This window comes from Candidatus Epulonipiscium viviparus (genome assembly GCF_030708075.1).
Classification (GTDB): domain Bacteria; phylum Bacillota; class Clostridia; order Lachnospirales; family Cellulosilyticaceae; genus Epulonipiscioides; species Epulonipiscioides viviparus.
On sequence record NZ_CP117982.1, the window covers coordinates 2,073,294 to 2,100,244 of the forward strand.

Annotated in this window: 26 protein-coding genes; 22 read left to right on the plus strand and 4 right to left on the minus strand. The window is 37.9% G+C overall.

The window, feature by feature from the left end; all coding sequences use genetic code 11:
- Nucleotides 1-17 precede the first annotated feature (17 nt).
- Entirely contained in the window at nucleotides 18-461 is a 444-nt protein-coding gene (locus tag PCY70_RS08630; protein WP_305767026.1) for a hypothetical protein, read from the minus strand.
- 191 nt (nucleotides 462-652) lie between these two features.
- Between PCY70_RS08630 and PCY70_RS08635 the strand changes: the two genes are divergently transcribed.
- The 8 genes from PCY70_RS08635 (at nucleotide 653) to PCY70_RS08670 (ending at nucleotide 8,947) form a co-directional block, all read left to right on the plus strand.
- Nucleotides 653-1,978, plus strand: coding sequence for a glycoside hydrolase family 30 protein (locus tag PCY70_RS08635; RefSeq protein ID WP_305767027.1), 1,326 nt, complete (start codon nucleotides 653-655; stop codon nucleotides 1,976-1,978).
- Nucleotides 1,979-4,012, plus strand: a complete 2,034-nt coding sequence (gene recG, locus PCY70_RS08640) for an ATP-dependent DNA helicase RecG (RefSeq protein ID WP_010168344.1) — start codon at nucleotides 1,979-1,981, stop codon at nucleotides 4,010-4,012.
- A 21-nt stretch (nucleotides 4,013-4,033) separates the two neighbouring features.
- The gene (locus PCY70_RS08645) at nucleotides 4,034-4,570 is read left to right on the plus strand and encodes a GNAT family N-acetyltransferase (RefSeq protein ID WP_029488253.1); all 537 of its coding nucleotides are present in this window, start codon (nucleotides 4,034-4,036) and stop codon (nucleotides 4,568-4,570) included.
- Between the two features lie 34 nt (nucleotides 4,571-4,604).
- Entirely contained in the window at nucleotides 4,605-5,129 is a 525-nt protein-coding gene (locus tag PCY70_RS08650) for a GNAT family N-acetyltransferase (protein ID WP_305767028.1), read from the plus strand.
- 139 nt (nucleotides 5,130-5,268) lie between these two features.
- A complete protein-coding gene (gene hisJ, locus PCY70_RS08655; protein WP_305767029.1) occupies nucleotides 5,269-6,057 on the plus strand; it encodes a histidinol-phosphatase HisJ in 789 nt (262 codons plus the stop codon).
- Nucleotides 6,058-6,240: 183 nt separating this feature from the next.
- Nucleotides 6,241-7,239: an ABC transporter permease gene (locus PCY70_RS08660; RefSeq protein WP_305767030.1), complete on the plus strand. Its 999-nt coding sequence runs from the start codon at nucleotides 6,241-6,243 to the stop codon at nucleotides 7,237-7,239.
- Nucleotides 7,232-8,191, plus strand: a complete 960-nt coding sequence (locus PCY70_RS08665) for an iron chelate uptake ABC transporter family permease subunit (RefSeq protein WP_305767031.1) — start codon at nucleotides 7,232-7,234, stop codon at nucleotides 8,189-8,191. The genes PCY70_RS08660 and PCY70_RS08665 overlap by 8 nt, the downstream gene beginning before the upstream one ends.
- A 3-nt stretch (nucleotides 8,192-8,194) precedes the next feature.
- Nucleotides 8,195-8,947, plus strand: coding sequence for an iron ABC transporter ATP-binding protein (locus PCY70_RS08670; protein ID WP_305767032.1), 753 nt, complete (start codon nucleotides 8,195-8,197; stop codon nucleotides 8,945-8,947).
- On the opposite strand, the gene PCY70_RS08675 is transcribed toward PCY70_RS08670, so the two are convergent.
- Both PCY70_RS08675 and PCY70_RS08680 read right to left on the minus strand, forming a co-directional pair.
- Nucleotides 8,944-9,300, minus strand: a complete 357-nt coding sequence (locus PCY70_RS08675; RefSeq protein ID WP_305767033.1) for a hypothetical protein — start codon at nucleotides 9,298-9,300, stop codon at nucleotides 8,944-8,946. The two genes, PCY70_RS08670 and PCY70_RS08675, sit on opposite strands and share 4 nt — an antisense overlap.
- Nucleotides 9,290-10,228: a M14 family metallopeptidase gene (locus tag PCY70_RS08680; protein ID WP_305767034.1), complete on the minus strand. Its 939-nt coding sequence runs from the start codon at nucleotides 10,226-10,228 to the stop codon at nucleotides 9,290-9,292. Before PCY70_RS08680 ends, PCY70_RS08675 begins: the two co-directional genes overlap by 11 nt.
- A gap of 482 nt (nucleotides 10,229-10,710) precedes the next feature.
- Here PCY70_RS08680 and PCY70_RS08685 point away from each other — a divergent pair, with 482 nt between their 5' ends.
- Complete coding sequence (locus tag PCY70_RS08685) at nucleotides 10,711-11,706, plus strand: ABC transporter substrate-binding protein (RefSeq protein ID WP_305767035.1); 996 nt, start codon at nucleotides 10,711-10,713, stop codon at nucleotides 11,704-11,706.
- 82 nt (nucleotides 11,707-11,788) lie between these two features.
- Here PCY70_RS08685 and PCY70_RS08690 read toward each other — a convergent pair whose 3' ends face one another.
- Complete coding sequence (locus PCY70_RS08690; RefSeq protein ID WP_305767036.1) at nucleotides 11,789-12,025, minus strand: hypothetical protein; 237 nt, start codon at nucleotides 12,023-12,025, stop codon at nucleotides 11,789-11,791.
- A gap of 189 nt (nucleotides 12,026-12,214) precedes the next feature.
- Here PCY70_RS08690 and PCY70_RS08695 point away from each other — a divergent pair, with 189 nt between their 5' ends.
- From PCY70_RS08695 to PCY70_RS08755, 13 genes are all read left to right on the plus strand, one after another.
- Nucleotides 12,215-13,627: a PTS transporter subunit EIIC gene (locus tag PCY70_RS08695; RefSeq protein WP_305767037.1), complete on the plus strand. Its 1,413-nt coding sequence runs from the start codon at nucleotides 12,215-12,217 to the stop codon at nucleotides 13,625-13,627.
- A 51-nt stretch (nucleotides 13,628-13,678) separates the two neighbouring features.
- Nucleotides 13,679-14,689, plus strand: a complete 1,011-nt coding sequence (locus tag PCY70_RS08700; RefSeq protein WP_305767038.1) for a MupG family TIM beta-alpha barrel fold protein — start codon at nucleotides 13,679-13,681, stop codon at nucleotides 14,687-14,689.
- A gap of 268 nt (nucleotides 14,690-14,957) precedes the next feature.
- Nucleotides 14,958-16,154: a Gfo/Idh/MocA family protein gene (locus tag PCY70_RS08705; RefSeq protein ID WP_305767039.1), complete on the plus strand. Its 1,197-nt coding sequence runs from the start codon at nucleotides 14,958-14,960 to the stop codon at nucleotides 16,152-16,154.
- A gap of 1 nt (nucleotide 16,155) precedes the next feature.
- Nucleotides 16,156-17,004: a sugar phosphate isomerase/epimerase family protein gene (locus PCY70_RS08710; RefSeq protein WP_305767040.1), complete on the plus strand. Its 849-nt coding sequence runs from the start codon at nucleotides 16,156-16,158 to the stop codon at nucleotides 17,002-17,004.
- 57 nt (nucleotides 17,005-17,061) lie between these two features.
- The gene (locus PCY70_RS08715; RefSeq protein WP_305767041.1) at nucleotides 17,062-18,501 is read left to right on the plus strand and encodes an MFS transporter; all 1,440 of its coding nucleotides are present in this window, start codon (nucleotides 17,062-17,064) and stop codon (nucleotides 18,499-18,501) included.
- 174 nt (nucleotides 18,502-18,675) lie between these two features.
- Nucleotides 18,676-19,884 (plus strand): acetyl-CoA C-acetyltransferase, encoded by a 1,209-nt coding sequence (locus PCY70_RS08720; protein ID WP_305767042.1) that lies wholly within the window; start codon nucleotides 18,676-18,678, stop codon nucleotides 19,882-19,884.
- Between the two features lie 31 nt (nucleotides 19,885-19,915).
- Nucleotides 19,916-20,569, plus strand: a complete 654-nt coding sequence (locus tag PCY70_RS08725) for a 3-oxoacid CoA-transferase subunit A (protein WP_010168090.1) — start codon at nucleotides 19,916-19,918, stop codon at nucleotides 20,567-20,569.
- Nucleotides 20,570-21,208 carry a 3-oxoacid CoA-transferase subunit B gene (locus PCY70_RS08730; RefSeq protein ID WP_010168089.1) on the plus strand — a complete coding sequence of 213 codons (639 nt, stop codon included), beginning with the start codon at nucleotides 20,570-20,572 and terminating at the stop codon, nucleotides 21,206-21,208.
- 53 nt (nucleotides 21,209-21,261) lie between these two features.
- Nucleotides 21,262-22,617: a short-chain fatty acid transporter gene (locus tag PCY70_RS08735; protein WP_305767043.1), complete on the plus strand. Its 1,356-nt coding sequence runs from the start codon at nucleotides 21,262-21,264 to the stop codon at nucleotides 22,615-22,617.
- 57 nt (nucleotides 22,618-22,674) lie between these two features.
- The gene (locus tag PCY70_RS08740) at nucleotides 22,675-23,637 is read left to right on the plus strand and encodes an alpha/beta fold hydrolase (protein WP_305767044.1); all 963 of its coding nucleotides are present in this window, start codon (nucleotides 22,675-22,677) and stop codon (nucleotides 23,635-23,637) included.
- Nucleotides 23,638-24,885: a glycosyltransferase gene (locus tag PCY70_RS08745; RefSeq protein ID WP_305767045.1), complete on the plus strand. Its 1,248-nt coding sequence runs from the start codon at nucleotides 23,638-23,640 to the stop codon at nucleotides 24,883-24,885.
- Between the two features lie 129 nt (nucleotides 24,886-25,014).
- Complete coding sequence (locus PCY70_RS08750) at nucleotides 25,015-25,995, plus strand: hypothetical protein (RefSeq protein ID WP_305767046.1); 981 nt, start codon at nucleotides 25,015-25,017, stop codon at nucleotides 25,993-25,995.
- Nucleotides 25,983-26,912 carry a hypothetical protein gene (locus PCY70_RS08755; protein WP_305767047.1) on the plus strand — a complete coding sequence of 310 codons (930 nt, stop codon included), beginning with the start codon at nucleotides 25,983-25,985 and terminating at the stop codon, nucleotides 26,910-26,912. The genes PCY70_RS08750 and PCY70_RS08755 overlap by 13 nt, the downstream gene beginning before the upstream one ends.
- Nucleotides 26,913-26,951 lie beyond the last annotated feature (39 nt).

Consider the following 26,951-nt stretch of genomic DNA (forward strand, 5'->3'; position numbering starts at 1 on the left):
CTTGCGAGGGCGGAAGGTTAGTGATTATCTTGAAGCTTTTTGATTTGCTCATTGATCTGATTTTGAATAGTATTTTGAATATCTAATGCCAAAGACTTTGCAATTGTGTTTACCTGAGTGTGTGTTGCAGCAGGTCTATTTCTTATTCTATCTGCTAAAACGAAGAAAGCATTAGTGTAGGCATCATATTTAGGGATATATGGGCCAGATTCGGATTGTCTTATACCAGATAAAATTAAGTATAAATTATCGTGATGATCTATGATCTGCCCTACTGGGTCAGTAAGATTAAATTTTTTGGCAACGGGCTTTGTGAGAAAGATTGTGCCTACTGCAGTTTTTTGTATAGATTCTAAATGGGCACTGTATTCTTCAACAGATAATATGGTTAATAACTCCTTATTTGGTATTGCTTGCATGGCAGCTGCAACGTCTTTGCATACTAAGATTATATCGTTCATAGTAAACTCCTCCTTATAGTAAAATATATATTATCTATCTTATGAAATATAGACAAGTATTAATGCATATTTGTGTATGAAATATTAGTTATTTTTTAAATATTGAATAGATTGAGAAAAAATGTTAAAAAGATTGCATTTTAGAAAGTTAAATGATAATATCTAAATATTAAATTTGAAAGGAGATAGTTATGCAACTAGAAGAAATTTATAGAGTAAATATTCCGAACGACATCAATTTAAAAGAAACGTCACAAATGTGTGGAGATATTGGAGATCAGCCAAACCAGCGAACCTTTGGAGCATTTTTATATATCAATTCGCATATGGAATTTCAAGAAATTAGAGGCTTGGGAGGAGCATTTAGTGAATTAGGAGGAAAGGCGTTACTGGCACTTTCAGATGAGGATCAAAAGCAAGTGTGCAAAGATATTGTGTACGATAAATTTAATTATTTTAGGCTTCCGATTGGTGCGAGCGACTTTGCATTGGATGCGTATAGTTTAGACGATCTGGAAGATGATTTTGAGATGGAATCATTTAGCTTAGAGCGAGATGAAAAATATATGATTCCGTATATGGCGATGTGTAGAGCGTACGCACCTAATATGGGAATACACGCATCTCCTTGGAGCCCTCCGGCTTGGATGAAAGATAACAAGCAAATGGCAGGAGCTGGGGGAGCGGGCAAATTGATAGACGACCCGAGGTATTATGACGCTTATGCCAAGTATTTTGTAAGAGTAGTAGAAGAGTATGCGAACAAAGGCTTTGATATAGATAGAATAAACGTGCAAAATGAGCCAGAAGCAAACCCGATATTTCCGGGCTGCAATATGGATGTGCAGCAAATGGCAAAATTGATACGAGATCATATGGTACCAGCATTTGAAGCAGCAGAATTAGATACCAAAATTTTTGCGGGTACATTTAGAACTATAAACGAGGCAACAGCGTGTGAATTTTTGAGTGAAAATCCAGGAATAGAAGAATATATCGAAGGAATTGGAACACAGTATACGACAATGCAACCGCTGTATAATATTTTGCAAAATTATCCGGGGCTTAAGTTGATGCATACAGAAAGCGTATGTTATAAGGGCGAAAATACTTGGGAACAAGCAATAGCATTGTATATGAATATAGTAAATTATATAAACGCGGGTTGTGACACATTCACATACTGGAACATGATCCTAAATACAAAAGGCACAAGCACCTGGGGTTGGAAACAAAACAGCATGGTAACGATTGATGAAGAGGAAAAAACTTATCAGTATAATCCAGATTTTTATGTAATGGCATTAGCGGGAAAATGCATTAAGCCAGGGGCAAGAAGGATTGTCTACGCCGCAAGAAGCAAGGTGGGAATAGCATTCAAAAATGTAGACGGAAGCATTCACTTTATGGTCAGCAACTTTTTAGATAAGGAAGACGTTGGAACAGTAACAATTGATCAGGAGAAATTTGAACTAAAATTAAAACCTATGTCTATTACAGCGTTTAAAGTGAGCTAAATGTTAAAAGAAAGCATCACAACCCTTAGTGGAATGGGTGAGCAAACAGCAAAAAGGTTCTATCGGTTGGGGATATATACAATAGCAGAATTGATGGAATATTTTCCCAAAAAGCATGAAGACCGATCGAAGGTAACGCCAATAGAAGCGGCGGTACTAGATGAGGCCAACAATATTGTTGCAACTGTAATCAAAGAGCCAATACTGAAAAAAGTCAATAATAGAGTTATGGTATCATTTGAAGTTTCTGATGGTACGGAACAAATGACGATTATATTTTTTGAACAGCCTTATATGAAAAATAATTTTCATGTAGGGCTGATCTATAATTTTTACGGAACCGTAAAGTTGAAATATAATAAATTGAACATGGTTTCTCCATCATATCAAACACTTGAGAAATATACTCAACAGACCAAGCTAATTCCCGTTTACGCATCGACATATCAACTATCCCAATTTATCATACGCAAACATATAAAAAATGCAATAGATATTGCAATATGTAATGTATCAGATGTGATCCCAACTGATATTGTAGCAAAACATAATTTAATGCCAAAAAGACAGGCGATAGAAAACATACATTTTCCGAAGGACGATGCTAGTTTCGTTGAAGCAAGGAGGCGTCTAGTATTTGAAGAATTATTTTTATTGCAGTTGAGTTTATATATATTGAAATCAGATTTTAGGCAAAAGCAGGCTGGGACAGTAAAACAATCGCCAGTAGATTTGGAAGCATTTGTGGAGACTTTGCCATTTAAGCTAACTGCGGCCCAGCAACGAGTGGTCAAAGAAGTAGCAGCAGATCTAAAATTATTGGGGGCAGCAAATCGATTGATCCAAGGCGATGTAGGGTCTGGAAAGACGGTGGTTGCGGCAATAGCATTGTTTATAGTAGTTCGAAACGGCTTTCAGAGCACATTGATGGCGCCGACGGAGGTTTTGGCAAGGCAACACTTTGAGTTTTTAGAAAAAACTTTTGAAGCATTTGATATATCTGTTGCATTATTGACGGGGTCGACTACAAAGAAACAGAAGATGGGGCTATTAGAAAAGCTTGCAAAGGGAGATATTGATATATTGGTAGGAACCCACGCATTGATAGAAGATAACGTGGTGTACGCAAAATTAGGATTAGTAATTACTGATGAGCAGCACAGATTTGGAGTGAGACAACGACTTAGCCTGGCACAAAAGGGAGATTTTCCAGATGTGTTGGCGATGACCGCGACACCAATTCCGAGAACATTGGCATTGATATTGTATGGCGATATGGATATTTCTACAATAGACGAGTTGCCACCTGGCAGAACCCCGATAAAAACTAATGCAGTGGACAGCCGATACTATGCTAGAATCTATAAATTTATGAGAGAGCATGTGAGTAATGGACGGCAATGTTATATTATATGTCCGATGGTAGAGGAAAACGAAAAAGTAGAAAATGTTAAAGACGTGATATCGTATGCTGAAAAGTTGCAAGCAGAAGAATTTGCAGGATTGGCTGTTGAGTATTTACACGGCAAGATGAAAGCCAAAGATAAAAATAAGATTATGGAACGGTTTGCTAATGGCGAAATAGATATATTGGTTTCGACAACAGTGGTAGAAGTGGGAGTAAACGTGCCCAACGCGACGATAATTTTAATAGAAAATGCGGAAAGATTTGGGTTATCGCAATTGCACCAGCTGCGAGGAAGAGTAGGGCGAGGGAGCTATGAATCATTTTGTATATTGGTAAGTGATTCATATAATAAAGATACGAGGGCACGGCTCAAAATAATGCAAGAAACCACGGATGGATTTAAGATAGCAGATACGGACTTACAGTTGCGTGGATCTGGAGAATTTTTTGGAACACGCCAGCACGGGTTACTAGAAATGAAGATAGCGAATATGTATACAGATATAGATGTGCTTAAAGTAGTGCAGCAAGAAGTTGAAAACATTATGGAAGCGGGGATATACGGATATTCAGATTTGTTTAACTTTATGCAAAATGAATATAATCCGATGGCACCAGTTTTATAAGGAACAGTAGAGGGGATTAAAATGGAATTTGTAGCATTTAAGGATGAAGCGAAAGTTTTAGAAGAGATGAAAGAGTTATATGAGGAGTCATTTCCAGCAGTAGAAAGAGCGTCTATGCGATGGATAAGAAGGCAAGCGAGAACGCAACATGCGGATTTGTTTGGCATATACGAGAAACAAAAATTTGTAGGATTTGTATACCTAATTTACCATAAAGATTTGGTATATATAGTATTTTTTGCAGTAGCAAGAGAATTGCGAGGCAAGGGGTATGGTACAAAAATTTTGGTAGCGTTGAGAAAAAAAGTAGCAGGCAAAAAGTTGATATTAGACATAGACGCACTTAGTGATATGGCAGCTGATGCGGAGATTAGAGTTAAACGCAAGGAGTTTTATATTAGAAACGGGTTTGTAGATACAGAAATAAGAGTTTGTATTTATGGGGTAGATGCAGAAGTGATGGCTTTGGGAGGGGAAATTTTTAGAGAAGACTTTGAGGGAGTGTTAAAGCAATATTTAGGAAAAGCTAGATACTATGCATTTATAAAATTTGAATAGAAAGATGTGTTTAACTGTTTTGAGGAGGAATAAAATGAAATTTGTAACATTAACCCAAAATGCGAAAATCACACATGACGTTAAGCCATTGTATGTAAAGTCATTTCCCGTAACCGAGAGAATGCCCTTTTGGTTATTTAAATCTAAAGCCAAAAAAAGCTATGTTGATCTAGTGAGTATATATGATGAGAAAAAATTTGTGGGGTTTATGTATCTGATATACGACAAAGACCTAGTGTATGTACTGTATTTGGCGACGTCACTGCGAAGACACGGATACGGCAGTAAAATTTTGGGTGAGTTAAAAAAGCGAGTACCAGGCAAAAAAATATTTTTGAATATAGAAGCATTAGACGATACTGCAGCTAATGCGAAGCAAAGAATGAGACGCAAGGAATTTTATGAAAATAATGGATTTGTTGATAGCGGAATACGAGTGTGTGAAGCTACAATGGAGATGGAAACCATGAGTTATGGAGGCATCGTAACAGAAAGTGACCTAGAAGTTGTGTTAAAGAAATACTTAGGAACAGCGTTATTCAAGATGTTTATAAGATAAAGAAGAAGATGCTTTTGCAAGAGAAGAAATAACTTTTGCAGAAGCATATTAAAAATATTTACATATATAGTATACTAAGTAAAATAAAGGGCAATAATCTGTGTATTAAAAACTAAAAATTGAAAGGAAGATAAAAATAATGAGAGATGGACATATTCATACTAATTATTGCCCGCATGGGAGCAAAGACACGATGGAAAAATATATAGAAAGAGCGATAGAGCTGGGAATAACAGAAATATCATTTACGGAGCATTTTCCATTGCCAAAGGAGTTTTTGGAATGCTATCCACAATTTAATAATGATGGAAATATGCAAGAGCAAGAGTTGGAGCCATATATAAAAGAGGTGGAGTGTGTTAAGGAGAAATATAAGAATAAACTCAAAATTAATATAGGAGTAGAAGTAGACTATATAGAAGGCTATGAGCAAGAGATAGCAGCTATGTTGAATAAATATGGTCAATTTTTTGACGATGGAATTTTATCAGTGCACATTATTAAAGTAGGTGAAAAATACTTTAGTATAGATTATAGCCAAGAGAGCTTTGATGAGTTAGTAAAAATAGCAGAAGGATTAGACAAGGTTTATCAAATTTATTTTGAGACTGTTAAGAAATCTGTAGAAGCTGATATAGGAAAGTATAAACCAACGCGAGTGGGGCATCTCAATTTAGTGAGAATTTATAGCCAAGATTTTGTAGTTGACTATAGTAAGTTCCCAATAGTAGCAGAATTGCTAGAAGCTATGAACAAAAATAAATATACAATTGACTATAATATTGCAGGTGAACGCAAAGAAAATTGCGAAATATATATTGATGATTATCTGTTTCGTAAACTATTAGAGTGGGACATAAAAATGATATACGGATCTGATGCGCATTCAGCAGAAGATTTAGTTTCATTAGTAAAATATATAGAGTGAAATAGGGCATAAAATAAGGCACCTCAAAATTGTGGGGTGCTCTTTTTATAACATAAATTATTTTATATTCCCATTAAGCAGTGCGCTTAAAAAACTATTGCAATAGAATTGACTTTATGATAGCATAGAAAATAGATAGTTATTTATTACAAACTAAAAATGATGGAATATATGGGAGGAGTCATGAAAAAGAATACTGTTTTTACTATCTCAATTGTTGTTGCAATTATTATTTTATCTTGCATTTCGATATTTGTAGGTGCGTTTGACGTATCGCTAGATGGAATTCTTAATGGTGATTACATGCAAGTGACGATTTTATTGAGCTCTAGAGTTCCGCGGCTATTGGCTACGTTATGCGTAGGGATGGGAATGAGTGTGGCGGGCTTAATAATGCAAAATTTATGTATGAATAAGTTTGTATCACCAACTACAGGAGCGACAATTTCATCTGCTCAATTAGGAGTTATTGTGGCGATGCTTACAATGCCATCAGCAAATCTTGTCACTAGAACAACTTTTGCATTTGTGTCGGCATTAGTCGGAACTTGGGCATTTGTTTGGTTTATTCAAAAAATTCAATTGAAGGATGTTATTATGGTGCCACTAATTGGTATCATGTTTAATAGTGTAATAGGAGGTTTGGTTAGCTACATAGCTTATGAAAATGATTTAACGCAGATACTTAACAATATGCTAGTGGGAGATTTTTCGTTAATTTTAGCTGGGAGATATGAAATCGTATTTCTAATAGTGCCTCTTATAGTAATTGCATTTATATATGCGAACCATTTTAATATAGTAGGAATGGGAGAACATTTTTCAACTAATTTAGGTGTAGATTATAAATTTGTTATGTTTATGGGGCTGTCTATTGCCGCGATAATAACAGCGAGTGTTGTCGTAACAGTGGGAACAATTTCATATATAGGATTAATTATACCAAATATAGTATCGATGTTTAAGGGTGATAAAATACGAAAGAGTATATTGGATGTGGCATTATTTGGCGCTATGTTTGTGCTTCTTTGCGACCTATTTGGTAGGGTAATAATTAGACCATTTGAGTTGCCTATAGAGCTGATGTCTGGAATTGTGGGAAGCATTATATTTATTATTATGCTATTTAAACGTTTGAGTCTAGGGCGCTCTAAAGCTAAGAAAGGGGTTAAACATGCATAAGTTATCAATGCAAGCCAAGCTAGCGATGCTGAGTGTTTTATCGATAGTGCTTATAATAACATATCAATTTATATTTGTAGATATGAAGTTTTTTGATTATGCTATGTATATTAGGACCCCCAAATTGATAGCAATAATAATTGCGGCATTTTGTATAGGGTATGCAAGCATGATATTTCAAACTCTAAGCCATAACAGGATAGTGACGCCTAGTTTGCTAGGAATGAATTCGCTATATGTACTGATTCACACGTCGATGGTGTTCTTCTTAGGTCAAACGGGATCAATAGTATTAAGTCCAAATGTAACATTTATAATAGACGTTATACTAATGGGAATTATGTCTGTTATCATATATGGAACGTTGTTTAAAAAAACGAGAAATAACGTGCTATATGTATTATTGGCCGGAAGCGTTTTAGGAACGTTGTTCTCAAGTATCTCAAATACAATGGTGAGAGTAATGGATCCGAATGAGTATGACGCATTGCTATCAGAATTAGTAGCAGGCTTCGATCATGTAAATTCAGATTTACTAATTATGGCAACGATTTTGGTAGTTGCAACGATGCTTATATTTTATAAGGAAATGAAAGTACTGGATGTAATATCTTTAGGGAGGCAACAGGCAATAAATCTGGGTGTAGACTACGACAAGTCAATATTGAAACTATTGTTGGGAGTGGCGTTTTTGATAACTACTGCAACGGCGCTTGTAGGACCACTGTCGTTTTTGGGCCTAATTACTGCAAACTTGTCGAGAGAATTATTTAAGACATATAAGCACTCATATTTGATGCTCGGCTCATTTTTAATGGGAGTTGTTGTTTTGCTAGGAGGGCAAGTTCTGATCGAGCATCTATTTGGGTTTAGTACGCAAATATCTGTGTTTGTTAATTTATTTGGTGGTGCATATTTCTTGTATCTAATCTTGAAAAATAAAGGAGTGTAAACAGTGGAAGTTAAGGGGTTAAATAAATTTTATGGAGCAAAGCAAGTCGTAAATGAAGTATCGTTTAAACTTCCTAAGGGAAAAGTAATATCGCTGATAGGGCCAAATGGAGCCGGCAAATCGACAGTTCTAAATATTATGACTCGACTAACGCCGCAAGATGGTGGTCAGGTGTTGCTAGAAAATAAAGATATAAAGAAATGGAATAGCAAAGAACTGGCTAAAAAGTTGGCGATACTTACGCAATCGAATAATATTAGTGCAAAACTTACAGTAGGCGAGCTGATTGCTTTTGGAAGATTTCCATATTCAGGTAATAAATTAACAGCCGAAGATCATAAGCAAATTGATATGGCCATAGAGTATATGGAGCTTGGCGAATACAAAAACCGTTTTATTGACGAACTTTCGGGAGGGCAACGGCAGAGGGCCTTTATTGCGATGGTTATTGCGCAAGATACAGAGTTTATATTTCTGGATGAGCCGATCAATAATCTGGACATTTATCACTCTGCCAACACGTTAAAATTGGTGAGAAGATTGTGTGATGAGCTGGGAAAGACAGTAACCGTGGTCCTGCATGACATCAACTTTGCATCAGTGTACTCAGATTATATCGGCGCATTTAAAGATGGGAAGCTATTTAAATTTGATACTGTAGACCAAGTAATTACAAAAGAAAATCTGAAAACGCTGTATAATGTAGACTTTGATATCCACAATGTAAATGGCAAACAGATTTCTATTTATTATTAGAAGGTAACGCATGAGACATCAACGGCGGAACATGCCCACGCAACTTTAACATCAACCGCGGAACATGCGCTCGCAACTTTAACATCAGCCGCGGAACATGCCCACGCAACTTTAACATCAACCGCGGAACATGCCCACGCAACTTTAACATCAACCGCGGAACATGCCCACGCAACTTTAACATCAACCGCGGAACATGCCCACGCAACTTTAACATCAGCCGCGGAACATGCGCTCGCAACTTTAGCGACAACGGCGGAACATGCTCTCGCAACTTTAACATCAACGGTGGAACATGCGCTCGCAACTTTAACATCAGCCGCGGAAACTGCTGCGAATATTTTAACTGCCATAAGCCACTAGTGCGGCTCCCTGCTTGACTGGTAGACTGGCGGTGTGATAGAATATTTTACCATTTATTTCGGCATGATAGATGTGTAGTACATTGCCGAAGAAATCCTCGATGTGACCCAGTCGTTGCCCTATAAATACGCTCTCTCCCGCTTTAACTGCAGGATGCCATAGCCCGGCATATTCTGATTGTAGATAAATGTTGTTATAGTATATCTCTTTGGAACATACCTCGTGCGCCCGGACGGCAGTTTTCAGTTTGAAAAAGTTTAGAACCAAATTTATGTCGCGACAATATCCAACGACATGCTCTTCTGCGCAATTGCCAAAATCTCCACGCTCTAGCAATAAGGATGGAACTTTTTGCTCGGCACAATACGTAAATTGACTGGTCTTCATTTGCGACGGCAAGAGAATCGGGATGTCTAACGCGACGGCCACTTCCAGGGAGAGCTTGGTGACGGCCGAAGACGGAGTAGCGTACGGAAAGAATAGACAGGGAGTTAATCTCTCGTTGTTGCTTCCGCTGTGTAGGTCTAAAAAGAAATCTATGTGAGGGAACAGCTGAGTGGCAATAAATGCTTGGATGCGCTGCCCTGGAGACCCATCTGCCGATCCTGGATACCCACTATTTAGATTTACTCGATCATCTACAGTGGAGCTTAGGTTCCAAAATCCAGAAGTGTTTAGGCAGTGAATAAAAATTATGTTTCCACTGATTTCTGCAGGATTGAGAGCCTTTGCCATGCGTGCAACCGCGGCTATTCCGGGGTATTCATCGCTATGAGTTCCAGCAGCTATGGCGACAGTTTTGCCGGGTCGTTCACCGCAGATTAATGTAACGGGAATTTCGTAACCCGGCGCATTGGGGCAGATCATAAGTTGCCTCTTTTCATTTTTACTCAACGTTTCACCTAATATATTCCACATAATAACCTCCATAAATATAATTGTAATTTCATTATTTGAAGAAATAAGTAAATTTATTCTAATAAAAGTAAGAGTGAGGAATAATTTTTCATGTACATAAATATATATATCAGGATAATAAGTTGAAGGAGGTTATTGATGATGGAAAAAGATTGTACAAAATGTGGGGGCAATTGCAGTTGTAATGATAATGATAATGAGAATAAAGAGAACGACAAAGAAGAAAATAATTGAAGCAATAAATATTAAAATTTTGAAAGTGACTATTAACCTTTTGGTTGAAGTCGCTTTTTTTTTGCATACATATTTAATTGATTTGTAAAAGATAACTGAAAATGCTAAAAATATAATTTTACTATTGCAATTCAAGTTAGTGTATGCTAATATAAATATATCAGTTAGTTTTAAACTACTAACCAAATAATGTGGAGATGAAATACATATGACATATATAATATATTAAAAAAAGGGGATATGTGAAAATGAAATTAAAAAAAATTCTGGGAGTATCGATTTTAAGTGTGGCAATTTTGGGAGCTGTGGCAATGCTATCATCTGCACGCACTGTGGAGACTATCGCAGCAGAAGCTGTTGAGAAAACTGTTGCTGTCACTGTTGAGAATGAAAAGGGAGAGGCTATTGAAGTTGAGTTTCCGAAAAATCCTAATAGAATTGTTGCATTGAATTTGCAGACCGTAGATTTTTTAGATGCTGTTGGAATGGGTGACAAAATCGTTGGGATGATTAAAGAGGGAGTGTTCCCAGAGCACCTTCAAAAATATGTTGATGATAAAAGTATTGTAAATGTTGGAGGAATGAAAGATGTAGATATGGAAGCCGTGATGTCACTGCAACCAGATGTGATCTTCTCAAGCGATAGAACCGCAACAATGTATAAAGAGTTTAGTATGATTGCACCAACGATGGCTGCGTTTGTTGATTATGAAGCTGGATTCATGAATGGCTTTAAAAATTTAGCAGATCAGCACAGCGCTATTTTTGGTGTGGAAGATGAGCTGGATGAAATAATTACAGAGTACGATGCGAGAATCGAGAGAATTGCTGACTTTGCAGAAGGTAAAACAGCTTTATTAGGTATATTTGCGGGCGGATTAAACACGTTGGGCAACGCAGGGCGTGCTTCAATCGTTGTAAATGAAATGGGATTTGAAAACATCGCTGCCGATAAAAATATAAACCATGGCAATGTCTCGTCGTATGAAGCTTGGCTTAAATACGATCCAGATTACATGTTTGTATTAGATAAGGACGGGGCTGTGGGGACCAAATCAGTAGCTGCAAAAGAGCAGATGGAGAAAAATAATCCAGTTATTGCGCAAACATCGGCGTATAAAGAAGGAAAAATCATCTATCTAGAGCCTGCTGATGTCTGGTATATGGTTGATGGCGGTATTACGGGGATGGATCTTATGATTAGCAACATAGAAGAAGGTCTTGGATTACCAGAATATAAGTAAAAAAAATGAGCACTAAAAATTAATAATTGAATATAGAATTGAAAAAACCTCAGTGAAGAGATTCGCTAAGGTTTTTTTGTCGTTATTTATTTTGTTCTTGCTGTTTATTTTTCAGATGTCGCTGCTTATGATCTTCCATCCATTGCTTTTTAAGGCACTGTAGCATTTCTGTAAGCACTGTTCTGTCGTCTTCTGAAAGAGAAACTAGCAATTCGGTTTCGTCAATTCCATGCTGTTGCATTTTTGAACTCTTAATCTCGGCTATTTGTCCACACTCTGAGATAAGTTTTAATAAAGGATCTTTGCACACTGATTTCATGAAATTCCTCCTATAAGGTTAGTTATATATAACGTAGTTATGTTAACCTAAACTAATTTGTTTGTCAATAGCATTTATGGAAATAATTGTATATTATAATAATGATTTGGTGTCATGAAATACCATTGCAACACAATATCTGCTGCTATATAATGAAACAATATTATATGTGTAAAAAGGAGAAAACTTATGGATAATACTATACTAGTAGATAACATCTTAAAATCGCTTGGTGGTATAGATAATATTGCTAAAGTAGAAAACTGTATGACACGGTTGCGCATTGATGTGATAGATGATTCCAAAACTGATATCGAGGCGATAAAAAAACTTCCTGGAGTGGTAGGTGTTGTAGAAGCCGGAACATATAAACAAATTGTAGTGGGGCCAGGCAAATCTACCAAGCTTGCGAGTATTGCAAAATCGAAAATTGGTGAACCCCAACTGGGTGATTGGAAATCAAATAAAAATGCTATAAAAAATGAGCAAAAGCAAAATAAATTTAAGTCAGGACTAAAAGTTATCGGAGAAATATTTATTCCGTTATTGCCAGCCATAATTGCCGCAGGAATTTTAAATGGCTTAAGTGGACTGATTGCAAACTTGCAAGTGACTAACTCGCTTCCAGCAGCAGGTGCTTGGGAGATCATAAGACAGATGTTTGCATTGATAGGCGGAAGCTTTTTGGGATATTTTGCAATCTTTACGGGCATTAATGCTGCGAGACAATTTGGTGCCACTCTGGCTCTTGGCGGTATGCTGGGTGCCATGAGCATTATGCCTGGTATTAACGGCATCTCGGCGTTGTTTGGGTGGTATAATGAAGAAGTTCCATTAGACTCTATTTTAACCACTGGCAAGGGTGGAGTTATTGGTATCATTATTGGAGTTTGGATTTTGGCCAAAGTAGAAAAAGCGGTTCGAAAAATAATGCCAGATGTACTTGATCTGATTTTTACACCAATGATTACACTAATTATTACTACAGTGGTTTTCGTTTTTGCAATTATGCCAGCGTCTGGTGTAGTTTCTGATGGATTAGTGGCATCTCTCAGTGTATTAATTAATTCAAGCAGTCCAGTAGTAAATATTATTTCGGGTTATGTTTTAGCCGCATTGTTTTTGCCGATGGTTCTCTTGGGGCTTCATCATGGGTTAATTCCAATTTATGCCATCCAATTAGAGCAAATGGGCGGGGTTTCATTGTTCCCAGTGCTTGCTATGGCAGGTGCAGGTCAGGTGGGTGCAGCGATTGCCATTTATTTTAAAGCTAGAAAGGTAAAAAACACGAATTTAGTTCAAATTATTTCGGGCGCATTACCAGCTGGTATTTTAGGAATTGGCGAACCATTAATTTATGGAGTAACGCTACCTCTTGGAAAGCCATTTATTACTGCAGGCTTGGGTGCGGGGTTTGGCGGAGCATATGTGATGCTTACACACGTTATGGCAAGTGCTTGGGGGCCGTCTGGAATTGTGGCTATTCCTCTTATGATGCCAGGATCTATACTTAACTTCACTATAGGTATTTTAATTTCTTATATTGGAGGATTTGTTGCGACTCAGTTTTTAATGAAATCAGAGGATTTAGAGAAAATTTAAATTTACGAAGGGGGCTGTATGTTTGCAGTCCTTTTTTTAAGGAGAATTATTATGAAAATGGGCTATTCGGTTTATGTTTCAACATTTGAGCAGCAGAAAACTTTTTTAGAAAAGGTTGCTGCAAAAATCATTTTTACTTCTTTGCATATTCCTGAAGAAATAGGAGAGTCGTATAAGAAAGATGCGTTAAATATGCTTGCTTGGTTAAAGGAAAGAGAGTTTTGTGTAATTGCCGATATATCCACACATACGCTTAAGCAATTTAATAGCTCTTCTATAATAGAACTTGCAAAGCGATTGAATATAGGTATGCTACGAATTGATTATGGATTTAGCGTAGATGAGATAGTTACTGCGGCATCGGCATATCCGCTTGTATTTAACGCATCCACTGTGGATATAGCAACTGCCAAATTAATTCAAGCAAATGTAGGCAATATAAAAGCTATACACAACTTTTATCCTCACGCATATACAGCTTTGAGCACCGCGCGGTTTGATCAGATTAATACTGCATTACAAAGTCAGCAAATAGAAGTATTTGGATTTGTTCCCAATATTGAATCGCCTAGAGGTCCTATATACGAAGGACTACCAACATTAGAGCATCAACGCAAAACTTCACCGTATGTAAATGCTATAGAAATATGGACCAAGGTTAACTATCTCTTGCTAGGAGATTTGGCGATGGATGATCAGGAGCTTGAGTGGATCAAAAAGTTGGAGAAGGACAATGTCATAACTATTCCTGCTGCAATCGAATATGAATATCTTTATAATCGGGTATTTACTATTCGCATAGATTCTTCAGAATACGTATTGCGACTTCAAGAATCTCGAGATAGGGAAATTAAGGAACACAACTGCGTTGCGCGAGAGGTTGGAGATATCACTTGTGACAATATTAAATATCTGAGATATAGCGGAGAAGTACAAATTATCAAAGTGCGATTACCACAAGATGATAGAGTGAATGTTATCGGAAAAATTGCTACTAAATATAAAAATATCTGTAACTTCATATCAAATGGCTCTAAAATTGAATTTGTTAAGTATATATAAGCTCTAAATTTTTCGAAAAATCAGTTGTATACATCTAAATATGTTGGAACACACAAAAATATTGAATAATAATTTAGAATCAAGTCTAATTATTGTTGTTGAAAATTAAATTTTAAAACCTCATAAAATGCATTGACACAAAATGTTAAATATTGTATAATAAAAAACATAAAAATTATAAATTTATATTTAATATTTAGGCAATAATAGTTGTATACATGAAAACGCATAGGCATATGTTTGAATAACAGTGATTTGGAGGTTGAATATGAAAAAAGTTCGATTAGGGATTATTGGAATAGGACAGCAAGGTGGATTTTATTTGGGAGCAATGACCGGGGTTGCGATTAATCCTGGAGGAATGCCTATTCAAGGCAAAGCAGATCTTGATCAAATAGAAGTAACGGCGATATGCGATATCGATCCTGAAAAAAGAGATCGAGTTGCACAATTGCTTCCGGAAATAAAAGTTTATGACGACTATATAAAGATGTTAGACAGTGGCGAAGTAGATGCGGTTGTAACTACAGTACCTCATTATCTACATCCAGTGATCGGGGTCGATGCCTTAAAAAGAGACATTCATGTGTTACTTGAAAAGCCTGCAGGAGTTTATACAAAGCAAGTACAAGAAGTCATAGACATGGCCAACTCAAAGCCAAATTTAACTTTTGCTGTGTATTTTAATCAAAGAATGAATCCGTTGTATCGTAAATTAAAAGAAATTATTTCTAATGGTGAGATTGGTAAAATTCGTAGGACTAATTGGCTGATCACGACTTGGTATCGTCCTCAGGCGTATTATAATATGTCCAGCTGGCGTGCAACCTGGAAAGGTGAAGGTGGCGGCGTGTTAGTTAACCAGGCTCCGCATCAAATTGATTTATTGCAGTGGTTGTGTGGAATGCCCAAAAAAGTATATGCAAAGTGTCAGTATGGATTTCAAAGAGATATTGCTGTAGAAGATGATGTGACCGCCGTGTTGGATTATGGAGATGGAGCAACGGGTGTTCTAATCACTTGCACACACGATTTGATTGGTAGCGATCGCTTAGAAATACATGGCGACAAAGGCAAAATCGTTGTCAATAATTCTCAGACTGCAACTGTTACGAGATTAAAAGAGACTGAACAAGAAGTTAATGCGCAGACCAAAGATTTGATGAGTGTATTTAAACTGATGATGGGTGCGAATGCTGGTGAAAATGATTTATTCGAAGTAGAAACTATCGAATTTGATAATGTATGGGGACAACAACATATGGACGTTCTCAGAAATTTTGCTGCCAATATTGTAGACGGGACTCCGTTAGTTGCTCCAGGATCTGATGGTATAAATGGCGTTCGTCTTGCAAATGCGATTCATTTATCTAGTTGGCTAGGAGAAGAAGTGAGTGTCGACTTTGATGAAAACTTCTTCTTAGAAAAGTTACAAGAAAAAATTGATGCAGAGAAGGAGAAATAAAATGGCAAAATTTGGTGTTCAAATGATGATGCTGAAAACGAAAGTTGAAGAAGAAGGCATCTATAATGTAATGAAAAAAATTAAGGATATTGGATTTACCAGCTTGGAAATTTCTCAGATTCCGATGACTGCTGAAAATGTAGCTCAGATGCAACGGGCGTGTAAAGATTTTGATATGGAAATAGGTGCGCTAAGCGCAGCAACCGAGCCAATGTTTCCGGGAATGGAGTCGTTATCAACACACTACGATAAAATCGTTGCCGATTGTAAAGCTCTAAATTGCAATTTTCTTAGAATAGGGATGATGCCGTTTAATGTATTAGGCAACAAGGATGCTTTCGTGGCATTTGCTAAGAAGTGCGATGACTATGCTACAAAATTAGCTGAGGAAGGCATTAAGCTGTATTATCATAATCACCATGTCGAATTTATTAAATATGATGGTCAAATTCTACTAGATATATTAAAAGAAGAAACTACTCACTTGGGCTTTGAAATTGATGTCCATTGGGCGCAGAGGGCAGGCGTTAATCCTGTTGAGCTGATTAAGAAATATGCCGGCAGACTGGATCTTGTGCATCTAAAAGATTATAGAATAGCAGAACCGAATTTTGAAGATGTAGATTTTAAGGATGTTCCAACAGTAATGCAGCGCTTTATTCAGGTGATTCAGTTTGCGGAAATTGGAGAGGGTAACCTGGATTTCAAAGCCATTGTAGATGCTAGTCTTGTGGCTGATGCAAAGTATTTATTCATAGAACAAGATGATACCTATGGCAAAGATCCATATGAGAGTTTACAGATTTCAAAAGATGCATTAGTAAATTTAGGCTATACAAATTTATTATAAAGTAATGATTACCACGGCAAAACTCAACCTCTGCCGTGGTTAGAAATGGAGGACACTATGGATACAGAAATAAAATATAACCGAGCGCATGTATGGCAAATTGGATTATTTGCATTTAATAATACGGCAACGAATACTATGTTGCTTATCATGGCGTATGTATCGTTTTATGCAAATGGTGTTGCTGGAATTGCGGTAATGACCATATCGACGCTACTTACTGCAATGAGAATTTTTGACGGCATCACAGATCCGATAATTGGGTATTTAATCGATAAAACAGATTCTAAATTCGGAAAATTTCGTCCAGCAATGATTTTGGGATATCTAATTATGGTAGTGGCAATGGCGATTTTATATACAACTTTACATATAGTGCCAGAGGGCATTAGAATAATATATTTTGTCTTAGTTTATGGATTATATATCGTGGGGTATACATTTCAAACTGCATGTACAAAGGCAGCGCAGGCTTGTTTAACTAATGATCCAAAACAGCGTCCTTTATTTACGTTATTTGATACAATATGGGGAACAATCTTAGTTACCGCGAGCCCTATTATAGTAGCGAATTTGGTAGAAATACACGGTGATTTTTCACTGGATTTCTTTTTTCAATTTGTGCCAGCTTATGTAGCGCTTTCGGGAGTGTTTACCGTGCTTGCGATAATCGGTATCGCCAAGAAAGATAAAAAAGAATTTTTCGGAATAGGAAATACAACAAAAGTTGGTTTTAAAGATTATGTAGATGTAATCAAACACAACCGTGCAATACAGATGTTGATAGTTGCTGCTGCTAGCGATAAGTTAGCTCTTACAGTTGCTGGAAATGCGGTGATTGCAGTTATTATATACGGCATAGTAGCAGGAGACTTTGGGCTTTCTGGAGACGTTGCCGCTTATACCGCTATCCCCAAAATCATTATTGTGTTTATCGGAATCCAATATGCGCGTAAGCTGGGACAGAAAAAAGCTTTGATTGCTTCGACTTGGCTTTCTATCATAACATATTTAGTGTTGGGTGCGTTGATCTTATGGGGGCCTATGACCATATTAAATGTAACAGAAATTAATACATTTACAATTTTATATATTGTAGTATTTATATTGATGGGATCATTTGCCGCCATTGCGTCGGGGATTGTAATTCCGATGATTGCCGATTGTTCGGATTATGAAACAGCTCGAACCGGCAGATATATACCAGGAATGATGGGAACACTATTTTCGTTTATTGATAAGCTAGTTTCGTCGTTAGCGACAACGATTGTGGGCTTCGGAATGGTTGCCATAGGATTTGCCGACGTATTTCCAACAGTAGATACAGTATACACAGATGCGCTAAAATATATGGGCGTGTTCTTATTTATTGGATTACCAATTATAGGATTCATTTGCACCTTAATAGGAATGAAGTTTTATCCTTTGACTGCTGAAAAAATGTGTGAAATACAAGAACAAATTGCCGGAATTAAAGAAAATAATAATGCAGAATAAACTGTGGGTTCATCGAATTTTACTTTCGATGGGCTTTTTTATTTATAGAATTTTACCTGTGAAAATAAATTTACTGCATTGATCAAAGTGAAATTAAATAACACTTTACAAGAATAAATAAATTCAGTATAATAAATTGGTTAAAACATAAACACATTATAGTCGGAGGAAGTTATGTCAAAAGTTTATATTGTTGAAGCCAAGAGAAGTGCAATCGGAAAATTTTTGGGCAGTTTGTCTACTGTTTCAGCAGGGGATCTTGCAGGTCAAGTTATAAAAGCAACATTGAATAATCTAGATATCGATAAAGCAAAAATTGATGAAGTTATTCTCGGAAATGTTATATCGGCAGGGCAAGGGCAAGGCGTGGCGCGTCAGGCTTCAATTGCTGCAGGCATTCCGGCGGAGGTTCCGGCATATGCAGTCAATATGATTTGTGGAAGCGGAATGAAAACTGTTATGCTTGCTTATAATTCTATTAAGGCACAAGAGGCAAATTTGATTGTTGCAGGTGGTGTAGAAGTGATGAGCCAAATCCCGTTTGTAACTGATTCGCAAGCTCGATTGGGATACAAAATGGGTAATATAACTCTAAAAGATATCCTAATCACTGATGGATTGACCGATGTATTTAACAACTATCATATGGGAATCACGGCAGAAAATATAGCCGATGAATACACCATTAATCGAGCTAAGCAAGATGCGTTTGCGATCGAGTCTCAAAAGCGTGCGATTTCGGCAATAGATACTGGCAAATTTAAGGATGAAATTGTACCGGTAGAAGTCGCAGTGCGTAAGGGAAGCTTTGTATTTGATACAGATGAATATCCAAATCGAGCTACTTCTATTGAAGCATTATCAGGGCTTAGACCTGCCTTCAAAAAAGATGGCTCTGTAACTGCAGGCAATGCATCTGGCATCAATGATGGTGCAGCTATTATTGTAGTAGCGTCAGAGGCAGCAGTAAAAGAATATAATCTCAAGCCGTTAGTAGAAATTGTTGCAGTTGGCCAGGGCGGAGTTGCTCCAGAGGTTATGGGGCTTGGGCCTGTTCCTGCTGTTGTCAATGCTTTCGAAAAGTGTGATCTAACGCTTAAAAATATGGATTTAATTGAGCTAAATGAAGCATTCGCTGTTCAAGCGTTAGGTGTTATAACAGGTTTAAAACAGAATTTTGAAGATGTAGATGATGAATGGTTTAGCGAAAGAACAAATGTAAATGGCGGAGCAATTGCTTTAGGGCACCCGCTTGGTGCGTCTGGGGCCAGAATTACTACTACTTTAATTTATGAGATGAAGAAACGTGGAGCGGAATATGGGCTGGCGGCGCTATGTATAGGTGGCGGAATGGGTACTGCTTTAATTCTCAAAAATGCTTAAGGATACGAATATTGGTGAAAGGAAACTATAGATGAAAATAATTGAAATTGATGAGTTAAAAAATCTAGTAAAAGATTCTATGACTGTAATGGTTAATGGTTTTATGGGCTGCGGAACTCCGCATAAAGTGATAGATAAGTTGTTAGAGCTGGGGGTTAAAGATTTAACTTTAATTTGTAACGATACAGCTCTTGCTGATTATGGCGTGGGCAAAATGGTGACCCAAAAGCGATTTTCAAAAATACTAGCTTCTCATGTTGGATTAAATCCAGAAACTGCTAAACAACTTAATGCTAATGAAACAGAAGTTCATCTTATTCCGCAGGGAACGCTTGTAGAACGAATCCGAAGCGGCGGGGCTGGTCTGGGAGGATTTTTAACTCCAACAGGGCTTGGCACTGTGGCAGAAGAAGGAAAACAAATTATTGAAGTCGATGGACAAAGCTATTTGCTAGAGCTCCCTCTAAGAGCCGATGTTGCATTGATCGGTGCGCACATTGTTGATAAAAAAGGCAATTGCTATTATAGAGGTTCAACTAGAAATTTTGGTCCTGTTATGGCGACGGCCGCAGATGTCGTTATCGTAGAAGCAGATAAGATTGTAGAAGTAGGAGAGCTCACACCAGAAAGTATAGTGACTCCACACATTTTTGTAGACTATGTAATAGATGGAGGTGCAAACTAGATGAAAGAATTTATCGCTAAACGTGTTGCAAAAGAACTTAAAGATGGTGACGTCGTAAATTTGGGAATCGGTTTACCTACATTGGTAGTTAACTATTTGGAGCCTAATCAGGACATAACTTTTCAATCAGAAAACGGATTTATAGGAATTGGTCCCACTCCTCCAGAAGGAGAAGAAGATCTATATATAGTTAATGCAGGTGGAAAACCTGTAACCATCAATCAAGAAGGAGCATTTTTTGACAGTGCCATGTCTTTTGCTATTATCCGAGGTGGGCATGTAGACGTAACCGTTTTGGGTGCGCTAGAAGTAGATGAAAAAGGAAATTTGGCAAATTGGATGATACCTGGAAAAATGGTGCCTGGAATGGGTGGCGCTATGGATTTGGTAGTTGGTGCAAAGCGAGTTATTGTTGCAATGGAACACACAAACAAAGGCCGAGCTAAAATTTTAAAAGAATGTACGCTCCCTTTGACTGCTAAAGGACAAGTGAATTTAATTATTACAGAGATGGGTGTCATAGAAGTTACGCCAGATGGATTGTTGCTAAGCGAAATTAATCCAGACTATACTGTAGAACAAGTTCAAGAAGCTACACAAGCGACGTTAATTATTAGTAAAAATTTAAAAGAAATGTAATTTATGATTGTGCCTTATTTAGTATAAGGTGCAATTTACATAGGGGGGTTAATATGTTCAAAAAGTTTACCAACGGATGCGTAAATTTAGTACAAAGATATTTACCAGATCCATTTCTATTTTGCATAATGCTTACATTCATAATTTTTATATCGGGAATGGTCTTTACAAAACAAACTGCTATTGAGATGACAATGCATTGGGGTAATGGGTTTTGGAGCTTGCTAGCATTTACTATGCAAATGGCATTGGTATTGGTGTTGGGAACCGCTTTGGCAAATGCACCAATAATCAATAAAGCACTGGTTGTTTTGGCCAAAATTCCCAAAAAACCTACAACTGCAATAATTTTAGTAACCGTGGTTTCAGCTCTTGCTTGTCTAATAAACTGGGGATTTGGGCTGGTAATAGGTGCCATTTTTGCAAAAGAAATAGCAAAGCAAGTTAAGAAAGTGGATTATAGACTTCTGATCGCAGCCGCTTATTCGGGATTTTTATTTTGGCACGCAGGTTTGTCTGGCTCGATTCCTTTATCGCTTGCATCTGGTGGTGAAGGGCTCGTAAAAGCAACGGCATCGGTGGTCTCTGCATCAGGAATTACAACTCAGGATACCATTTTTTCGTCAACGAATATTTTTATGGTTATATTTTTATTGATCACTATTCCTCTTTTAAATGCCGCAATGCATCCAGATCCAGATAAGGTAATAGTTATAGATCCAGCCTTACTAGCCGATGCGCCAGTTCCAGCAAAGCTAAATCGCAAAAATATGACTCCGGTAGAAAAACTCGAAAATTCTATGCTAGTTACAATTCTTATATCGGTTCTAGGATTTGCGTATATCATAATATACTTTATAGAAAGAGGATTCAGTTTAAACCTTGATATTGTGAATTTGATATTTATGTTTGCTGGAATTTTGTTGCATAGGACACCCAGAAGATATTTAAATGCGCTAATGGATTCTACAAAAAGTGCAGGGCCGATATTGTTGCAGTTTCCATTCTATGCAGGTATTATGGGTATGATGAATGGAGCGAATATAGACGGTGTTTCGTTAGCGAGTCTAATTACCAATATGTTTGTAAATATAGCGAATAAATTTACGTTTCCTACGCTATCATTTTGGAGTGCAGGACTCTTAAACTTTTTTATTCCATCTGGTGGGGGGCAATGGGCTGTTCAGGCGCCAATCATGATGCCAGCCGGAAATTTACTCGGTGTAGATGCGGCAACAACCGCGATGTCTATTGCTTGGGGAGATGCGTGGACTAATATGTTGCAGCCGTTTTGGGCGTTGCCTGCATTGGGGATAGCCGGGCTTGGTGCAAAAGATATAATGGGATATTGCGTAGTTATATTATTATATTCTGGAGTTATTATTTCGCTGGGATTATTGATATTTTAAACAAGGAGCACTTCTGATACTGTCGGAGGTGCTTTCAATTTACATGGAGGTAAGCAAATGATATATGGAATTATACTGATTATAGTTATAGTTGCTGTAGTTATAGCAATTGTTATGATGGATTATTTGAGATTTACTGCATTGAGAAAACATAAAATAAAGAACTTATACAAAATGAAAACATCGCTAGGTAATATTGCGTATATAGATTTAAACAGTACGGCTCCGAACGCAATACTATTTTGTACTAGTGCGACTCAGGCCATAGATGCCGTCTTTGCTTTTAGATGGTTAACCAAAAGTGAATACCGTATTATATGTATCGATCGACCGGCGATTGATTTGCCTAATTCATACATGATACATGCAGATATCTATCATGAGGTCTTGCAAGGTCTTGGTGTTACTCAAGTTGCTGTGTTTGGAGTATCTATGGGAGGGATAACTGCATTAGCGTATACCAAAAAATATGGTGCCACAGGCTTATTGCTATGGAGTGCAGTAACAAAAAAATGTACTGTTAACATAAAATCTGCAAATTCGTGGATCGGAAAACTTGTACGTTTTAATAAATGTAAAGATTTAACATCATATCTGCTAGTAATACTTGCTAGGGTGGCCCCAACAATTTTGCTGACAGAATTATTTGAGGCTGGTGCCGAAGTGATGAGAAAAGATTTAAAAATTATGGCAAAAACAGTAGCTCATAACAAGGAGTCAAAAGCCGAATTGATTGCAATGATGACATCTATGGCCCCAAAAAGTTTGATGTATGAAAAAATGATATGCGAGTTTGAGAGGGTAGTCACCTTAGAAGAGGATTGGTCATCGATAAGAACGCAGTGCCTAGCAATTTACTCGGCTTTGGATGCAAGTGTGTCATTAGATAATTTGACCTATATAGAGCAAACGCTATCTAATATAGAAGCCAAAGTAATGACTGGTGCTGGGCACTATATTTGGTGGGGGTCAGATTATGCCAAAATTGAAAGTCTGAAATTTTTAAAGGAGTGTTTCTAAATGAAAGTATTACTTATGTCAATAGGCACTAGAGGTGATTGCGAACCGTTTTTGGCAATCGCAAATCAATTAAAAAATAGAGGAGATGAAGTTATTTGCGTATTCCCTGAGCAATACAGATCTTTAGCGGAAGAAGAAAATTTTGAGTTTCATTCATTTGGAGCAGAGTTTGTAGAGTTGCTTAATAGCGATGAAGGACGTTATTTGATCGCTGGCAAAAATTCAGCAAAAAAGTTTAAAGCTACCTTGAAGTTATACAAATCATCGACTCCAATGCGAAAAAATTTGCTGGATATACAACATAAACTAATAGAAAGCATCGATCCAGACTGTATTATCTTTCATCCAAAAGTTATCTATCCTATTTCATGGAGTTTAAAAACTGGAAAAAATATCGTACTTCTGTGTCCCGTACCGTGCGCTGTGCATCCAATTGAAGGGTTTGCAAGCATCGGAATTAATAAAAATTTGGGAAAATTATGCAATAAATGGAGCTATGATATTGTTAATTATATTATGGGAATGTCGCTAAAAACGGCTTCTAAGGCATACTTCGATAATGAGTATTCGACGAAGAGGCTAACAAAAGCTCTCAAAGATGTAAAAATAATATACTCGGTTTCAAAAGCACTTATGGATTATCAAGAAGGATGGGGTGATAACATAAATATCGCTGGGTTTTTGGAGAGGGATAAAGTACACGCGTGGAGCATGCCAGATGGATTAGAATTGTTTTTAAGTCGCCATCCCAAAATAATATTAGTTACGTTTGGTAGCATGGTTAACATCGATCCAGAGCTCACCACCGCCATGGTTTTAGATGCGCTCAAAGAATGCAAAATTCCTGCTATTATAAACACTGCCGGAGGAGGTTTAGTTAAGCCCGCAGAACATGATGAAAAAAATATCTTCTTTACCGACAACATTCCATATGATTATATTTTACCACGAATGTACGCAACTATTCATCATGGCGGCGCCGGTACCACTCATTCATCTCTCAAATCTGGCTGCGCAACTATGGCAATTCCGCACGCTGTCGATCAACCGCTATGGAATCGCTGGATATACAACCTCGGTGTAGGCCCGCTAGGCGTTTCGATAAATAAATTATCAACAGCAATATTAAAGGAAAAACTGCTAGATTTATACAACACCTCGAGCTATAAGCAAAATGCTCTCAGGTTGAGCAAACAAATGAAAAACGATAACGACTATGAGCAATTGTACAACTTCATAATAAATTAAATCATCAATTCATGGAAATTCAAGCAAAATTAGGAATTATGTACTAGGGATCGTGCTGTTGAAATGTGGTTATATTAAATACTAAGGGAAGATAGACCCCTTATAATGCATAGAATAGGAGGAAATTTGATGTCGATACCACACATTTTAGCAGGGCTAGCACCATTGGCAGGTCAGGCCGGCGACGTTGGAGGCCCCGCAGTACTAGGGGGATCAGCAATCGCCGCTGCGGGGATAGACATTCCCGAAATCAATGACATGAATACTAACAAAGAAAATGAAGATGAAAATGTAACATTTGATTTAGATGCGATAAACAATCTTGCGCCAGATGATACAAACGAAATCAAGTCGCATACTCAACACAGCGCAGAAAACTTCATTGATTACGATGAAACTATCGCAGAAAATATTATAATGGTTGAAGATGCACCAGAAATAGCGATGATGGATTATGCGTCAGCCAAAGCCGATGCACCAGAAATAGCGATGATGGATTATGCGTCAGCCAAAGTCGATGCATCAGAAATGTCGAAGGTAGATCATGCGGCAGCCAAAGCCGATGCACCAGAAATAGCGACGGTTGATCATGCGGCAGCCAAAGTTGATGCACCAGAAATAGCGATGGTAGATCATGCGGCAGCCAAAGACGATGCACCAGAAATAGCGATGATGGATTATGCGTCAGCCAAAGCCGATGCATCAGAAATGTCGATGGTAGATCATGCGTCAGCCAAAGTCGATGCATCAGAAATGTCGATGGCCGATCATGCGGCAGCCAAAGTTGATGCATCAGAAATGTCGAAGGTAGATCATGCGGCAGCTAAAGTTGATGCACCAGAAATATCGATGGTAGATCATGCGGCAGCCAAAGTTGATGCGCCAGAAATGTCGATGGTAGATCATGCGGCAGCCAAAGTCGAAGCATCAGAAATGTCGATGGCCGAAGTAGCAGATCAGGCAGTAGCCAAAGTTGATGCGTCAGAAATGATGATGGTTGAAGTAGCAGATCAGGCAGTAGCAAAAGTTGATGCATCAGAAATGTCGCTGGTCGAAGTAAGCGTCAGGCAGACAAAGTTGATGCATCAGAAATGTCGTTGGTCGAAGTAGCAGATCAAGCAGTAGCCAAAGTCGATGCGTCAGAAATGATGATAGCCGATCATGCGGCAGCCAAAGTCGATGCATCAGAAATGTCGATGGCCGATCATGCGGCAGACAAAGTTGATGCATCAGAAATATCGATGGTAGATCATGCGGCAGCAAAAGTTGATGCACCAGAAATAGCGATGGTAGATCATGCGGCAGCCGAAGTTGATGCGTCAGAAATGTCGATGGTAGATCATGCGGCAGCCAAAGTCGATGCATCAGAAATGTCGATGGTCGAAGTAGCAGAACAGGCAGTAGCCAAAGTTGATGCGTCAGAAATGTCGATGGTCGAAGTGGCAGATCAGGCAGTAGCCGAAGTTGATGCGTCAGAAATGATGATGGTTGAAGTAGCAGATCAGGCAGAAGCCAAAGTTGATGCATCAGAAATGTCGATGGTCGAAGTAGCAGATCAGGCAGTAGACAAAGTAGATGCGTCAGAAATGGCATTGGTCGAAGTAGCAGATCAGGCAGTAGACAAAGTCGATGCGTCAGAAATGGTGATGGCAGATCATGCGGCAGACAAAGCCGATGCAGCAGAAATGTCGATGGCCGATCATGCGGCAGCCGAAGTTGATGCGTCAGAAGTGTCGATGGTAGATCATGCGGCAGCCAAAGTTGATGCACCAGAAATAGCGATGGTAGATCATGCGTCAGCCAAAGCCGATGCATCAGAAATAGCGATGGTAGATCAGGCGGCAGCCAAAGTCGATGCATCAGAAATGTCGGTGGTAGATCATGCGGCAGACAAAGCCGATGCAGCAGAAATAGCGATGATGGATCATGCGTCAGCCAAAGCCGATGCACCAGAAATGTCGATGGTCGAAGTAGCAGATCAGGCAGTAGCCAAAGTTGATGCGTCAGAAATAGCGATGATGGATTAGGCAGATCAGGCAGTAGCAAAAGTTGATGCATCAGAAATG